The 14,222-nt window shown below is 75.7% G+C and carries 16 protein-coding genes and 1 pseudogene; 5 read left to right on the top strand and 12 right to left on the bottom strand.

What is annotated here, in order from left to right:
- Positions 1-164: 164 nt before the first annotated feature.
- Positions 165-1,400: a glycosyltransferase gene (locus B4U46_RS32570; protein ID WP_079431182.1), complete on the top strand. Its 1,236-nt coding sequence runs from the start codon at positions 165-167 to the stop codon at positions 1,398-1,400.
- A 62-nt stretch (positions 1,401-1,462) separates the two neighbouring features.
- On the top strand, positions 1,463-2,281 hold the full coding sequence (locus B4U46_RS32565) for a M15 family metallopeptidase (protein WP_185117138.1): 819 nt from the start codon (positions 1,463-1,465) through the stop codon (positions 2,279-2,281).
- A gap of 26 nt (positions 2,282-2,307) precedes the next feature.
- Here B4U46_RS32565 and B4U46_RS32560 read toward each other — a convergent pair whose 3' ends face one another.
- Entirely contained in the window at positions 2,308-3,834 is a 1,527-nt protein-coding gene (locus B4U46_RS32560; protein ID WP_079431180.1) for an FAD-dependent monooxygenase, read from the bottom strand.
- 90 nt (positions 3,835-3,924) lie between these two features.
- Here B4U46_RS32560 and B4U46_RS32555 point away from each other — a divergent pair, with 90 nt between their 5' ends.
- Both B4U46_RS32555 and B4U46_RS39505 read left to right on the top strand, forming a co-directional pair.
- Positions 3,925-4,560, top strand: coding sequence for a TetR/AcrR family transcriptional regulator (locus B4U46_RS32555; protein WP_079431179.1), 636 nt, complete (start codon positions 3,925-3,927; stop codon positions 4,558-4,560).
- A gap of 99 nt (positions 4,561-4,659) precedes the next feature.
- Positions 4,660-5,337: pseudogene (locus B4U46_RS39505) on the top strand (phosphatase PAP2 family protein); the annotation flags it as partial.
- Here the strand turns inward: B4U46_RS39505 and B4U46_RS39500 are convergent.
- The 11 genes from B4U46_RS39500 to B4U46_RS32495 all read right to left on the bottom strand — a co-directional run bounded on the left by B4U46_RS39500 (position 5,338) and on the right by B4U46_RS32495 (position 13,140).
- Positions 5,338-6,033, bottom strand: coding sequence for a response regulator (locus B4U46_RS39500; RefSeq protein ID WP_079431177.1), 696 nt, complete (start codon positions 6,031-6,033; stop codon positions 5,338-5,340).
- Positions 6,030-7,529 carry a sensor histidine kinase gene (locus B4U46_RS32540; RefSeq protein WP_237293210.1) on the bottom strand — a complete coding sequence of 500 codons (1,500 nt, stop codon included), beginning with the start codon at positions 7,527-7,529 and terminating at the stop codon, positions 6,030-6,032. Before B4U46_RS32540 ends, B4U46_RS39500 begins: the two co-directional genes overlap by 4 nt.
- 87 nt (positions 7,530-7,616) lie before the next feature.
- A complete protein-coding gene (locus tag B4U46_RS32535) occupies positions 7,617-7,820 on the bottom strand; it encodes a hypothetical protein (protein WP_079431175.1) in 204 nt (67 codons plus the stop codon).
- A gap of 97 nt (positions 7,821-7,917) precedes the next feature.
- Positions 7,918-8,277, bottom strand: coding sequence for an ArsR/SmtB family transcription factor (locus B4U46_RS32530; RefSeq protein WP_079432146.1), 360 nt, complete (start codon positions 8,275-8,277; stop codon positions 7,918-7,920).
- Between the two features lie 176 nt (positions 8,278-8,453).
- Positions 8,454-8,828, bottom strand: a complete 375-nt coding sequence (locus B4U46_RS32525; RefSeq protein WP_079431174.1) for a hypothetical protein — start codon at positions 8,826-8,828, stop codon at positions 8,454-8,456.
- Positions 8,829-8,959: 131 nt separating this feature from the next.
- The gene (locus tag B4U46_RS32520; RefSeq protein ID WP_079431173.1) at positions 8,960-9,622 is read right to left on the bottom strand and encodes a lysophospholipid acyltransferase family protein; all 663 of its coding nucleotides are present in this window, start codon (positions 9,620-9,622) and stop codon (positions 8,960-8,962) included.
- A 153-nt stretch (positions 9,623-9,775) separates the two neighbouring features.
- Positions 9,776-10,303 (bottom strand): DoxX family protein, encoded by a 528-nt coding sequence (locus B4U46_RS32515; protein WP_079431172.1) that lies wholly within the window; start codon positions 10,301-10,303, stop codon positions 9,776-9,778.
- Between the two features lie 339 nt (positions 10,304-10,642).
- Positions 10,643-11,740 (bottom strand): iron-containing redox enzyme family protein, encoded by a 1,098-nt coding sequence (locus tag B4U46_RS32510; RefSeq protein WP_079431171.1) that lies wholly within the window; start codon positions 11,738-11,740, stop codon positions 10,643-10,645.
- Entirely contained in the window at positions 11,737-12,072 is a 336-nt protein-coding gene (locus tag B4U46_RS32505; RefSeq protein ID WP_079431170.1) for a CDGSH iron-sulfur domain-containing protein, read from the bottom strand. The genes B4U46_RS32510 and B4U46_RS32505 overlap by 4 nt, the downstream gene beginning before the upstream one ends.
- A complete protein-coding gene (locus B4U46_RS32500; RefSeq protein ID WP_237293209.1) occupies positions 12,056-12,748 on the bottom strand; it encodes a HemK2/MTQ2 family protein methyltransferase in 693 nt (230 codons plus the stop codon). The genes B4U46_RS32505 and B4U46_RS32500 overlap by 17 nt, the downstream gene beginning before the upstream one ends.
- A gap of 179 nt (positions 12,749-12,927) precedes the next feature.
- The gene (locus B4U46_RS32495; RefSeq protein WP_079431168.1) at positions 12,928-13,140 is read right to left on the bottom strand and encodes a hypothetical protein; all 213 of its coding nucleotides are present in this window, start codon (positions 13,138-13,140) and stop codon (positions 12,928-12,930) included.
- A 152-nt stretch (positions 13,141-13,292) separates the two neighbouring features.
- Between B4U46_RS32495 and B4U46_RS32490 the strand changes: the two genes are divergently transcribed.
- Positions 13,293-14,111, top strand: coding sequence for a DUF1206 domain-containing protein (locus B4U46_RS32490; protein WP_079431167.1), 819 nt, complete (start codon positions 13,293-13,295; stop codon positions 14,109-14,111).
- The last annotated feature ends 111 nt before the right edge of the window (positions 14,112-14,222 follow it).

Genomic DNA, 14,222 nt, shown 5'->3' with positions numbered 1-14,222 from the left:
CTGGTGTGGGCGATGGCGTGGGCGATGGCGTGGGCGATGGCTGGAAGGAGACCGTCAACGGGCCTGGGGACGGGGTCGTTTCGGAGGATTCCGTGAAGGCCGCGTGATGCCGCGGGGGCCAGGCGGCAAGCGGCCGCCAAACTGAGGGCGTGAGGATCGCCATCATGACGGCCGGGTCGCGCGGGGACGTCGCGCCGTACACGGGCCTGGGAGCCGGACTGGTCCGGGCCGGACACGAGGTCACCCTGGTGACCCACGGACTGTTCGAACCGCTGGTCGCCGGGTCGGGGGTGCGCTTCCGGGCCGTTCCCGGCGACCCGAAGGCCGAGTTGCACTCGGCGCGGGGCCGGGGGCTGCACCGCAGCCGGACCGGGGCCGTGAAGCTGCTGCGGGCCGTGGCGCTGGCGAGGAGGATCGCGCCCGAGATGACCCCCGCGATGGTACGGGAGGCGGGCGAGGCGGACGTGGTGCTGGCCGGCGGCCCGGTCGCCCCCCTCGCCCACGCCATCGCGCAGGGCCTGGACCGGCCGAGCATGGGCCTCTTCCTGCAACCGCTGCACGGAACCAGCGCGTTCCCGCCGCCGATGCTCGGCACCCGCTCCCTGGGCCCGCTGGGCAACCGGATCGGCGGTGACGCCGTCACCGCGGCCGTCGACCACGTCTTCACCCGGGCGGCGCGGTCGCTGGCCGCCGAGCACGGCCTGCCGGTAGGCCGCCTGCCCGCGGCCCGCCGCGCCCGCGAGCGGCAGGGCTGGCCCGTCTGGCACGGCTTCAGCGAGCTGGTCGTGCCCAGGCCCCGCGACTGGCGTCCCGGCCTGGAGGTCTGCGGCTACTGGTGGCCCCACGAGACGACCGGCGAACTCCCCGCGGAGCTCGTCGGCTTCCTCGACTCCGGCCCGGCCCCGGTGTACGTGGGGCTGGGAAGCGCCACCGCTCCCGATCCCGGGCGGGTCAGCGCGCGGATCGTCGGCGCCCTGCGCGCGGCCGGACTGCGCGGGGTGATCCAGCGGGGCTGGGCGGGGCTGTCGGCCGCCGGCCAGGACGACATGATCACCATCGGCGACGTTCCGCACTCCCTGCTCTTCCCGCGCATGGCGGCCGTCGTCCACCATGCGGGGGCGGGCACGACCGGCGCGGCCCTGCGCGCGGGCGTTCCCTGCGTCCCCGTCCCCGTGCAGTTCGACGCCCACTTCTGGGCCTCGCGCCTCGTGGAACTGGGCACCGCCCCCAGGGTGGTGCCCCTGCGCCGGCTCGACTCCGCCGCCCTGGGGTCCGCGCTGCGGCAGGCCGTCACGGACCCCTCCTACGGGGAGCGCGCCCGGGACATCGCCCGCCGGCTCGCCACGGAGGACGGCGTGGCCCGGGTCGCCGCCGCGCTCGAACGGGCGGGGCGGCACTGACCTGTACGAGCAGACCGACTGATCGTCCTTCGCGTAGAGCCCCCAGTCCCGAGGAGAACCCGATGAGCACGTCGCCCATGACACGGCTCGTCCTTGCCGTGGCGGCCACGACCCTGTTCGCGGCGACCGCGGCACCCCGTGCCGGTGCCGCCGCCCTGTCCCCGGAGCCCAAGGCACCGCGGGAGTTCGTCGCGCTGGCCTCCGTCGACCCCACGATCATCCAGGAGATGCGCTACCCGGCGGCGCACAACTTCGTCGGGGAGCGGATCGACGGCTACCGCCAGGCCGTCTGCATCCTGACGCGCCCGGCGGCCCAGGCCCTGCACCGGGCGCAGGCGCAGCTCCTGCGGCAGGGGTACTCGCTCAAGGTGTACGACTGCTACCGGCCGCAGCGCGCCGTCGACCACTTCGTGCGGTGGGCGAAGGACCTGGCCGACGAGCGGATGAAGGCGGAGTTCTATCCGCGGGTCGACAAGTCGCGCCTGTTCGACGACGGTTACATCGCGGAGAAGTCAGGGCACAGCCGCGGCAGCACCATGGACCTCACGATCGTGGCGCTGCCGGCGCTCCCCGCGCCCCCGCCGCGGCCGGGGCAGGAGTCCGTTCCCTGCTACGCGCCCCAGGCGGAGCGCTACCCCGACAACTCCGTGGACATGGGGACGGGTTTCGACTGCTTCGACACGCTGTCGCACACCGACGACCCGCGCGTCCAGGGGACCCAGCGCGCGCACCGCCTACTGCTGCGGACGGCGCTGGCCGCGGAGGGATTCGTCAACCTGCCCGAGGAGTGGTGGCACTTCACGTACAAGCCCGAACCCTTCCCGGACACCTATTTCGACTTCCCCGTCGCGCGCCGGTCGGTCGCCGGGCACCGTCCCTGACGGGCGGGGCCGGCGCGTACGCGTCCTCACGCGGACTCCCCCGCGGCGCCGCCGGGGCCGGCCGGGCCGAACCAGCGGGTGAGCGTCTCGGTGAGACCGGCGCCGCCGGCCCAGCAGACGTACCCGTCGGGGCGGACGAGTACGGCCCCGGCGTCGACGGCACCCTCCTCCGCCCGGGCGCGCACCCGCACGATCCGGTCCTTCCAGGGGTCCGCGGCGTCGAGCGGGGTGTCGGCGAGGTCGAGCAGGACGCCGCGCCCGCCGCGCGTCAGGTCGCTGAACCGGACCTGCTCGCCCTCGCCCGTGACGAGGTCGAGGTCGGGCATCCGCAGGCCCAGCAGCGGGTGTTCGGCGGCGTCGGGAGAGGGGAGGCGCAGGTCGAGTCCGGCCATCACACCGGCCATGTACCGGTTGGCCTCGGGCACGCGGAGCAGGTCGGTGAGCACGTCGCGCAGCTCGCCCAGCCCGCCGTCGCGCTGCGGGCCCATGACGACGCCCTGCGCCCGGGTGAGGGCGAGCACCCGGGCGGCGACGGGGTGCCGCTCGGTCTGGTAGGTGTCCAGCAGTTCCTCCTCCGCCTCGCCGCGCAGGACCGCGGCGAGCTTCCAGCCGAGGTTGAACGCGTCCTGGACACCGAGGTTGAGCCCCTGGCCGCCGGCCGGGGAGTGGATGTGGGCCGAGTCCCCGGCGAAGAACACCCGGCCGTGCCGGTACTGCTCCAGCTGCCGGCTCGCGTCGCTGAACCGGGAGGCGTAGCGGATCTCGGCCACGTCGAGCCTGCCGCCGTGGGTGGCGCGCAGCACCTCGCGGACCTCCTCGGCCGTCACGGGGGCGTCGCGCTCGGCCAGCGCCGTGCGCGGGCCGCTGAAGAGGAGCTTGTGCAGTCCGTTCGCCAGGGGCGTGATCATGGCGAAGTGGCCCTCGGGCGAGGTGTGGATGCGCGAGCTGATGTGTCCGGCCGTGCTGTCGTCGACCTCGCCCGTGAGGAGCAGATCGGCGGTGGCCATGCGGACGGTGGCGGCCCGGCCGGGGAACGCGGCTCCGAGGGTCTTGCGCACGCTGCTGTGGGCGCCGTCGCACGCGACGAGGAAACGGCCCCGCAGCGAGCGGTCGCCGGCGGGCGTGGCCATGGTGATCACGACCCCGTCGGCGTCCTGCCGGAGCCCGGTCAGCAGGTGCTCCCTGAGCACCCGGCCGCCGAGCTCGGCGAGCCGGTCCTCGAGGACGGCTTCGAGCTGGTCCTGCGGGAGCAGGACGGGGTGCGGGTAGCGGGTGTCCCACGCCGCGTAGTCCAGCGGGACGGGCAGTCCGGCGAAGTGGCCGCCGACGAGCCGGTAGTCGACCGATCGCCCGAGGGCTCCGTCCAGCAGGCCGCGCAGCGCGAGCACCTCGGCGGTCCGGGGCTGGATCGCCCCCGCCCGGGACTGGAGGTTGCGGCCGGGCATCCGGTCCAGCACGACGGCGGGGACGCCGGCGAGGGCGAGCTCGGTGGCCAGCATGAGTCCGGCGCCGCCGGCCCCTACGACGATGACGCCCGTGACCTGCGTGTTCATGGAGCCTCCCAGGACGATTCCTTCACTTGGTCGATAACTATACCAGGTGCAACTTTCGCCCGGGTACCCCTTCTGCTCTATCGTGTGCGCATGACTGAGCACCTGGGACTGCGCGAACGCAAGAAGCAGAAGACCCGGCAGACGATCTTCGAAGCGGCCCTGCACCTGTTCCTGACCCGCGGGTTCGACGAGGTGTCGATCGTGGAGATCGCCGAGGCCGCCGAGGTCTCCAAGCGCACGCTGTTCACGTACTTCCCGACCAAGGAAGACCTGGTCCTGCACGTGTTCGCCGACCACGAGGACGAGTCGGCCCGCGTGGTCCGCGCCCGCCCGGCCGGCATGTCCCCGCTCGACGCCCTGCACGCGCACGAGCTCGACGCCCTGGCGCGGCGCGACCCGGTCACCGGGCTGACCTCCGACCCGGAGGCGGTGGCCTTCGCCCGGCTGCTCAGCACGACGCCGAGCCTCAGCGAACGGCTGCTGCGGTACGCGGGGCGCAGCATCGACGCCCTGGCGCAGGCCCTGGAGGAGTCCGGCGCCGACGAGCTGACCGCGCGGCTCGCCGCCGTGCAGATCGTCACCGCCCTGCGGGTGCTCGCCGACCGCAACAGCGGGCAGGTGCAGGCCGGCCGTCCCGCCGACGAGGTGTACCCGGAGGCCGTCGCCGCCGCCGACCGCGCCTTCCGGCTCCTCGGGTCGGGCCTGGCCGGGGCCCTTCCGGCCTGAGGCACCGGACGCGCCGCCCGTCAACCCCGACCTTCGTCGGGGTGGCGGGCGGCCGTTCGGCCGGGGTGCGCGCGGGCCCGGCTCCCTATCGTCGGGAGCATGCAAACGATCAAGGAATTCCGGCGGCGGCGCCGCGTGCCCCTCGCGGGCGCGGCGGCCGGAGCCGCAGCGGTGGCCCTCCTGGCACTGGCCCCTGACGGGGCGCGGGACGCGGACGCGCCGGCCCGGGTGACGGGCGGCGCCTCCGCCACGGTGTACCGGACGCTGAGCGGGACCGCGGCGGACCTGCCGGGCTGGACCCGCGCCCTGCTGGAGGCCGCGAGCGACGGCACGCTGGTCGTCCTCGGCCTCCTGCTGGCCTGGACGGCGTGGCGGGCCTTCCGTACCCGCGACGCACGGGGGCTGGGCGGGCTCGCCACGGCCGCCGCGGGCACGGTCGCGGGCTACGGGATCAGCGAGGTGCTGAAGGTGCTCGTCGACGAGGAGCGGCCGTGCCGCGCCCTGCCGTGGGCGCGGGCCCTCGCGGAGTGCCCCGCGCCCGGCGACTGGTCCTTCCCGAGCAACCACGCGACCCTCGCCGTCGCACTGGCCGTCGGCGTCTCGGCGGTGCGGCCGCGGCTCGCGGCCCTCGCCCTGCCCGTGGCGGGCGCGGCGGCCCTGCTGAGGGTGCTGGTCGGCGTGCACTACCCGCACGACGTGCTCGCGGGTGCGGTGCTGGGGGCGGCGGCGGTGGCCGTCGTACGGCTGCTGGCGCTGCCGGCGGCCGCCCGGGGCGCGTCAGCGCTCCTTGGCGGACCCCCCGGCCGGCGGCGCCGGCACGACACCGGCCTCGTGGGCGGTCACGGCCGCGGCGGCGCGGTTGTCGACGCCCAGCCGCGCGAGGATCGAGCTGACATGGGCCTTCACCGTCCCCTCCGCGAGACCCAGACGGCGGGCGATCTGCCCGTTGGACAGCCCCCCGCCGAGGCAGCCGAGCACGTCCCGCTCCCGGGCCGTCAGGGATTCCACCCGGGCGCGGGCGGCTGAGCGGCGGGCGGCCCGGGCACCCGCGCCGTCCGCGGCCAGGTGCGCCACCACCCGGGCGGCGACCTTCGGCGACAGGTAGGCGGCTCCCTCGGCCACGGCCCGCACACCGGCCAGGAGTTCCTCCGGCTCCCCCGATTTGATCAGGAAGCCCGCGGCGCCCTCCCCGAGGGCGCGCAGGATGTACTCGTCCTCGCCGAACGTCGTCAGCATGACCACCGCCGTCCCGGGGACCGTCCGGCGTATCTCGGCGGCCGCGTCGATACCGCCGCCGCCGGGCATCCGGACGTCCAGGACGGCCACGTCCGGGCGGTGACGCAGGACCAGCTCCACCGCCTCCCGGCCGTCGGCCGCCTGCGCGACGACCGAGAAGCCGGGGTCGCAGGCGAGGACCGCGCAGATGCCGGCGCGGATCATGGGTTCGTCGTCGGCGACCAGGATCCTGATCATCGGACGTCCTTTCCCTCGTAGGTGTCGGCCGAGACCAGGCGTCCGGCACGGAAGCAGAGCCGGTACAGGTCCCCCGAACGGTCGTCGAACAGGTCGGCGGTCGGCACGTAGAACTCGCACACCGCCCCCGGCGGCGCGGGGGCTGGTACCAGGGGGCGGTGGGAGGTCTGGCGCTCGGGCAGGTGAGCCGCCAGCTCGGCCCTGGGCTGACCGAGGGTCAGGCGGGCGTAGTCCCGCGGATCGAGGACCGACCATCGGGCGGTGACGGCCTCCCAGGCCCGTACCGCACTGACGAGGAGGGCCGCGGAGCACAGGGGCACCAGGACGGCCGCGGCGGCCGTCCGCCCGAGCCGGCGGCTCGCGGTGCGGTGCGCCACGGGCAGCCGGGTCCCGTGGACGGCCGGTCCGCCGGCGGCCCGGCCCGGTGCGGGGCCGGAGTCCCGGGCGTGCGGGAGGACGGCGCGGACGGCATAGCCCGCCCCCTCGGGGCCGCAGGAGAAGGTGCCGCCGGCCAGCCGGACCCGCTCGTCCAGACCGATCAGGCCGAACCCGCTGCTCCCGCCCCCTCCGGATGGGCGGGCGGTACGGCCCGCGTCCGGGCGCGGCCCGTCCGTGACCGTGACGTGCGTGCTCCGTTCCCCGTACCGGAGGGAGACGGTGGCGCGGTGGCCCGGAGCGTGCTTGGCGACGTTCGTCAGCGCCTCCTGGACCACCCGCTGGACCGCCGCCCGTCCCGCGGCGGCCGCCCCGTCGGCGCGCTCCGGCTCCCCCTCCACGCACAGCCGTACGTCGAGTCCCGCCCCGCGGGCCCGCTCGACCAGAGCCCGCAGCGCCGCCGGTCCAGGGCCGTCGGCGTCCTGCGCGGGGCCGTCGGCGGCCGGGCCGGGGCCGGACTCCTGCGGACCGCGCAGGACGCCGATCACCTCGGCGAGCCGTTCCACGGCCTCCCCCGCCCGCGCCCGGATCTCCCCGGCGGCGGCCCGGCCCTTCTCGGACAGACCCGGTGACAGCTTCAGCGCTCCGGCCGACAGGGCGATCAGGCTGAGGTCGTGGCCCAGCAGGTCGTGCATGTCCTGGGCGATCCGGGTCCGTTCACGCAGCCGCGCCTGTTCGGAGACCAGCCGCTGCTCCCGTTCCAGCTGCGCGGCCCGCTCCCAGCCGGCCCGCACCAGCGCGCGGTACTGGCACAGGAACCGGCCCGCGAACCAGGGCAGCATCGCCCCCACCAGCAACATCCCGACGAACATGCTGGCCAGGCCCAGCCACTGGGGCACCAGCAGCACGGCCACCGCGGCGGCCACCAGCACCGCGGCCAGCGCCACGAGCACGTCCGCGCCCCGGCCGGGGCGGCTGCCGGCCATGAAGGCGCACACCGCCGGGGGAAGGCCCCACCACAGGACCGGCCCGCCCGCGCACACGGCGACCACCGCCGCGGCGAACAGCACCACCGCGGCCGGCAGGGCCGCCCTCCGGGTCCTGATGATCATCGAATCCATGGACGAACCCTACGGAATCCCCAGCCCGGCCGGTCCGCCCGGGCGGTCCCCGGGGGCGGTCCGCCGGGGCGCCCCGGGCACCGTGGCTCACGGCCGCGACGGCGGCGCCCTCCAGCGGTCGTGCTCAGCGGGCGGGTCGTCGGCCGGGCGCAGGCCCAGTATGTCGAGCAGGGTCCGCAGGTCCTCGCTGTCGGTGGCACGCGAAGCGACGGCGCGGCGGGCCGCAGCCCGGTCCGCGGTGCCGGTGCGTGCCAGCAGGGCCGGCTCCTCGCAGGCGAAGGGATCCTTCATCCCACCGATGCCACCACCCTCTCGGCCGGTCCGCAGCCGAGGTTGCTCCATCAGGCCCCGCGCGGGCCCTCCGCGCCGGGCGGCGCCCCAGGGCGGGCTACGTGCGGGCGGGAGTGGGGGCCGGTGCCGGGTCGGGGTCGTTGAGCTCGGCGATCAGGGCGTTGCGGCCCACCAGCATCTCCGTGAGGATCCGGCGCGCGGCGCGCAGGAGTTCGGCGACGTCGCCGCCGGCGAGGGCGTAGGTGACGGTCGAGCCCTCGCGGGTGGAGACGACGATGCCCGAGCGGCGCAGGACGCCGAGCTGCTGCGACAGGTTGGAGGCCTCGACGTCGATCTCGGCGAGCAGGTCCCGTACGGGCATCGGGCCGTCCTGGAGGAGCTCCAGTACGCGGATGCGGACCGGGTGGCCGAGCATCCGGAAGAACTCGGCCTTGGCCTGGTACAGCGGGACCTGCATGCCCACCACGCTCCTGTTCCTCCTCGAACGGTGTCCGTCCCGGGCGGGGACGACGCCATCCCGCCCATCGTCGCGTCCGGTCGGCCCACGCGGAACCGATGTTGACCGGTTTCACATGTTCCGAGTTGAAGATTTCTTCAACTCATGGGCGTGCGTGGGCCCGACGGACGCCGCGGCTAGACCTCCAGATCGGACTCGATGCGGGCCAGCTGGTGCCGGGCCATCGCCAGGTTCGACCTGCCGCGGTCCAGGACGAGGTAGAGGAACAGACCGCCGCCGGACCGGCCGCGGCGGATCCGGATCAGGTGGTACTGGCTGCCGAGGGTGATGAGGAGGTCCTCGATCTCGTCCTGGATGCCGAGCATCTCCATGGTCCGCAGCTTGGCCCGGATGACGTCGGTGTTCCCGGCGGCCGCCACCATCAGGTCCAGGTCCTTGCCGCCGCCGAGCGTGCCGAGGGCCATTCCGCTGGCGTAGTCGACCAGCGCCACCCCCAGGGCCCCCTCGATCGAGGTCATCGCTTCCTTGAGCGACACTTCCACATTCGCCATGGCTGTCCTCCGTCGGTGTCGTGTGCCGGGCGCGGCACGGGTCTTCCGTATCGGGACGCTACCGATCGCGCGGCTCCTTACGGCCGGATCCGCGGAATTGGCGCGATACCGCCCCCGCCCCGCCGTCCCCGTCACCCGTCGTACGCGGCCGGCTCGCGCAACCGGGCGGCCGCGGTGCGCCATGCGTCGGTGACGGCGGCGTGCGCCTGGAGCGTCCGGGCGGCCACGTCGCCGGTCAGCTCCAGCGGGGGGCCGACGTGGACGTGCAGCCGCGGCCGCCTCAGCGGGGCGGTGGCGACGCCGGCCAGCTGCTTGGCGACGCCGCCGGAACTGACGCGGCGGGCCCCGGCCTGGCCCACGGGGACGACGGGCGCTCCGGTGCGCTCGACGAGCCGCGCGAGCCCGCTGCGGAAGGGCAGCGGCGCGGCTTCGGCGGCGTCACGGCGGGAGGGGATGCCCCCTTCGGCGTACAGCAGCACCGAGCGGCCCGCCGCCAGGGCCGACACGGCGTGGTCGAGGGCTTCGGCGGCCCGCCGGTCCCCCCGGCGGACGGGGATGTGGCCCTCGCGGACGAGCAGCCGCCCCAGGACCGGGGCCCGCCAGAGGCCGGCGGCGGCCATGACGACGGGCTCGACCCCGCACCGGTGCAGGGCGGCGAGCACCACGGCCGGGTCGGCGAGCGACGTGTGGTTGGCGACGATGACACTGCCGGACGGCAACCGCGCGTCGGACGCGGTGGTGACGCGGATCCGCGCCAGGGCGGGAACCACGAGGCGGGCGAGGCGGCTGAGCACGGCGATTCCCGTTCACGAGGACGACGACGACCACCCCAGCCTGACCACCCACGCACCCGCACCACATGAGTCGTCCTACTCAGCCCCGCCCGCCGGCGTACCCAGACGAGCCGGTCCGGGCCCGGTCGGCGGGATGGTACGTGGAGCCGCGGGTCAGGCGGATTCCCCCTCGTCGCTCTGCTGTGCCCGGGCCCGTTTGGCGACGACCGCGGCCGCCGCCAGGGCGCTCGCGGTGAACGCCAGGCCGAGCATCCACCGCTGGTCGAAGGTGTGGCCGGTGGCGTGGTCCAGGGAGTAGCGGCCCGCGCCGGCCAGGCCGATGGCGGCCGCGGTGAATCCGAGGAAGGCCGGGTACTCGTATCCCCCGGCCTGGGCGAAGAACCCGGCCGGGGCGTGGACGGACACCGCTCCCGCCATGGCGCCCGCCGCCGCCGCGCCCGCCGCCGGGGTGGCCAGGCCCAGGACCAGCAGCGCGCCCCCGCCCGTCTCGCCGAGTCCCGCGGCCAGGGCGCTCTGCCGGCCGGGGGTGAAGCCCATGTGCTCCATCGCGGCCGCGGTCTTGTCCAGACCGCCGCCGCCGAACCAGCCGAACAGCTTCTGCGTTCCGTGCGCCATGAGGACGGCTCCGGTTCCGGCGCGGAGCGCCAGCAGTGCGAGGTCTCGCCGGTTGATGCAGCGCATCGGGTCTCCCTGGGGCGATGGGGGCGGGCAGCGGGAACATCCGTATCCCGTCCGGGCGGCCGCGCCCCGCACCCCTGGATACATACGCCGAACGGGCGCGCCCCGGTGGCGGATCGGGCCACCCGGGAGGCCGCCCGGCCGGAACCGGGGGGTCGTGTCGCCGGTTCGTGACAGCGGCGTCCTGGAACGAAGACGCGGGCGGTCCCCGGCTCACGGCTCCCTCATAGTGATCAAGAAAGCGCCGATCCGACGGCACGGAGGCACGGTCGACCGCCCGGTCGTCACCAACTGGCACACCGCTCAGAAGGACGCCGTCCCCGTGAAGCGACGCGGACCCGATCAGCCCGTGCCGGGCCCCGGAACCGCCGGCGGGCGCAGGGCCGAGCGGCCCTGGTCCCACGCCGTACGGATGTGGGCGGCGAGCCGATCCTCCAGCAGGAGGGTCGCCGCGCAGCCGAAGGCGACGTCGGGCTCCAGCTCCGGCTCGTCGGCGAGCAGACCGCCGATGACCTCGTGGCGCACGACCTGTTCGTGCACCGCGTCGGCCTCCACGTGTTCGGCATAGAAGTGCTCGGCCGCGGGGCCCGCGCCGCACCGGCGCATGGCCCGGGCGAGGCGGCGGGAGCCGGGCGAGGAGGTGACCTCGACGCACGCGAAGTGCCCGACCAGGGCCCCCCGCAGGGCGCGGTGCAGGCCCAGGAGGGACATCAGGTTGACGGTGGCGAGCAGGGGCGCGGGAGCGCGGTCCAGGTAGTGGCCGTACGTGGTGTCGAGGCCGAGGTCGGCCATGAGGCCGGCGAAGAGGCGGGCGTGGACGCGGTCGGGGTGGCCGGCGCCGAACTCGTCGTACTCGATGGCGACCATGGCCGCCTTGGCCCGGCCGTGCAGCCGGGGGATCACCCAGGCGTGCGGGTCGGCCTCCTTCAGGTGGTAGAGGGAGCGCAGGGCCGCGTACTCGCGCAGCTGCCAGAGTTCGCCCTCGGTCTCCAGGTGGTGGCTGAGGCTTCCGCCGAGGTCCACGGGTTCGACGAGGAGGGGGCCGAAGGCTTCCGTCACCGTCCCCGGGGCGTCGGCCGTCGCCGTCCGCAGGGCATGGAGGAAACGTTCCTCCATGGCCCCGCGCAGCCCCAGCAGCGCCGGATCCCATTCGAGGGCGTCGTCCCCGCCCGCGAAGCCGCGGTAGTGCAGTTCGTAGAGCAGGTAGAGGGAGAGGTGGAGGTCCTCTCCCCACGGGTCGGTCCTGTCCACGGCCCCGCGTACGGCCGTGCTGCCGGCGGCCGCGGTACCGGCGGACGGGGGAGGGCCGCCGCGCAGGGCGGCCACCACGGCGCGGGACAGCGGGCCGCGGCCCTCGACCAGGACGGGGCCGCGCGCGGCCGGTTCCGCCGCGTCGGTCCGGGCGGGCGCGCCGGCGGGGGTGCTGGCGGGTGCGGTCATCGGTCGGTCCTGTCCTCGGGTTCGTGGCCCCCGGCGGGCGCCCGGGGTCCGTCGGGTGCGTGGGGTTCCCCGGGACGCCCGGATGCCGGGGCGGCCCGTTCGCGGGGACGGTGGCTGGTGTCGCACCAGGGGTACGTACGGCTGCGCCGGCAGGTGCACACGGCGACGGTGAACCGGTCCGACCGGACGGTGGTCCCGTCGTCCAGGGTGATCTCGACCGGGCCCTCGACCAGGACCGGGCCGCCGCGCTCCACGCGGACCCGCCGGGGGCGGGGCCCCTCCCCGGCCGGTGCCGGCGGGCGGGTGCGCTCGGGGTCAGGCGTACTGGGCACGGACCACCACCAGCTCCTCCTGGTCCTCGCCCTCCGCCGCCAGCCCGGCCTGCCGCAGCCACGCCGCGCGGGACCGCAGCACGGGCCCCCAGGGGATTCGGGCGCGTTCGGTGACACGGGCGGACAGGCCCTGCCCGGCCAGCAGGGCGAGGGTCTTCTGCACCCCGCACATGCCCGAGTGGACCATCAGGAGGACGCCTCCGGGGCGCAGCAGCGCCGGGGCGGCCGTACAGATGCGGTCGATGACGGCGCGGCCTTCGCGGCCGGCTTCCCAGGCGCGCCCGGCCCCGCTGGTGGGCAGCCGCGAATCGGGGCCGGGGACGTAGGGCGGGTTGGCCAGGATCAGGTCGAAGCGGTGCCCACGCGTCCGGTCGGCGAAGTCGCCGTGCAGGACGCGCAGCCGCAGACGCCGGCGCCATCCGTTGAGGCGGGCGGCCAGGACGGCCGGCCACGCCACGTCGACGGCGGTGACGTGGGCGCCCCGGGCCGCCGCGCGCAGGGCGAGCGCTCCGGTGCCCGTGCCGATTTCGACGACCTGTGCGCCGGGGCTCAGCGGCTCCCGGGCGAGGGCGTCGGCGAGCAGCAGGGTGTCCGCCTGCGGGCGGTAGACGCCCGGCAGGGCGATCAGGCGCTGCAGGGGGACGGCGTCGAGGTGGGTCAGTGCGGTGCTGGGCACGGGGGTCTCCTGGTCAGCCGCGGGCCATGACCGGGACGGGGGCCCGGGGGCCGCGCGGCGAAGTGGGCCGATCATGGGCCGCGCCTACCCTCGATCGCGCGCTTTGCACCTCGGCGCCGCACTTCCCGCTCGTCCGCCGGGGGCCCGCCCCATGACGGTGCACGGCCCCCGGCATCGGCTCAGGTCCGGTCCCGGGTCTCGTCGACCACCGGGAGGGCGGCGGCGCGGCGGCGGCGCAGGACGCTGCTGTAGACGCCGAGTCCCAGCAGCCCTCCGGCCATCATGATCAGGCCCACCACGTCCAGGTTGACGCCCTTCATCTGCCAGTCGCTCGCGAAGGTGAGGATGGCCCCCACCACGAACAGGGTGATGCAACCGCCTATGCCGGCCATGGATGTTGCCTCCTCATCGGGGGTGGTGGTCCGTGACCGCGCGGTTACCCGGGCCGCCGGGGCCGAAACGGCGTCAGGCCCGGGTCCGGCGCATGGCGCGGACCGCAGGGGGCAGGTGCGGCGTGCGGGATCCCGCACAGGAAGGGTGGAGCATGGCCGGACCGTCGGGCGGTGGAACGACGGCACGTGAGACGCGCGCGGCGGTGGCCGTGGCCGCCCGGTGCGGGCTGGCCACGCGCGGGGTGCTGTACGTGCTGGTGGGCGTACTGGCCCTGCGGGTCGCCTTCGGGAGCCCCGGGCAGGCGGCCGACCGCACGGGGGCGCTCGCCGAGCTGGCGGGCCATCCGTTCGGACGGGTGCTGGTGTGGGCCGTCGGGGCCGGTCTGGTGGCGATGGCGCTCTGGCGGCTCTCGGAGGCCGTCTTCGGTTCCGCCGGCCCCGACGGCCGGGGGCCGGCGAAGCGGGTGGCGGCGGCCGCCCGGACCTGCTTCTACGGGGTGACGGCCTTCTCCACGTTGTCCTTCGCCGCGGGGCACGGCGGTGGGCGTTCGAGCGACGAGCAGTCCCGGGACGTCACGGCCGGGGTGCTGGGCATCCCGGCCGGCCCGTGGCTCGTGGGGCTGGCGGGGCTCGGTGTCGCCATCGGAGGGGTCGTCATCATCGTGGGCGCGGCCCGGCTCTCCTTCCGTGAGCAGATGGAGACGAGCCGCCTTCCCCGGGGGGCCCGGCGGGCCGTGGACGTCCTCGGCGTGGTGGGCGGAGTGGCGCGCGGGGCCGTGTTCACGGCGGCCGGCGCGTTCCTCGTCCACGCCGCCGTCTCGTACGACCCGCGGAAGGCGAAGGGAGTCGACGACACCCTCCGCTCGTTCGCGCAGACCCCGGCGGGCCCCTGGCTGCTGGCCGCCGTCGCGGCGGGGCTGCTCCTGTTCGGGGTGTTCTCCTGGGCGATGGCCGCCCGGCCCCGGGTGTGAGGACGCGGGGCGGGAAGGCGGCCCCGGCCATTTCCCCGGGAATGGGAATGCGCTCCCCGCCGTGCCGTCCGTGAATGCTCCTTTGAGCGATATGGGGAATCCGGGCCGTAG

Origin of the sequence: Streptomyces katrae, from assembly GCF_002028425.1 — a bacterium.
Taxonomy (GTDB): domain Bacteria; phylum Actinomycetota; class Actinomycetes; order Streptomycetales; family Streptomycetaceae; genus Streptomyces; species Streptomyces katrae_A.
Note: the sequence above shows the minus strand (reverse complement) of the source record. Positions and strands in the feature narration are given on the sequence as shown.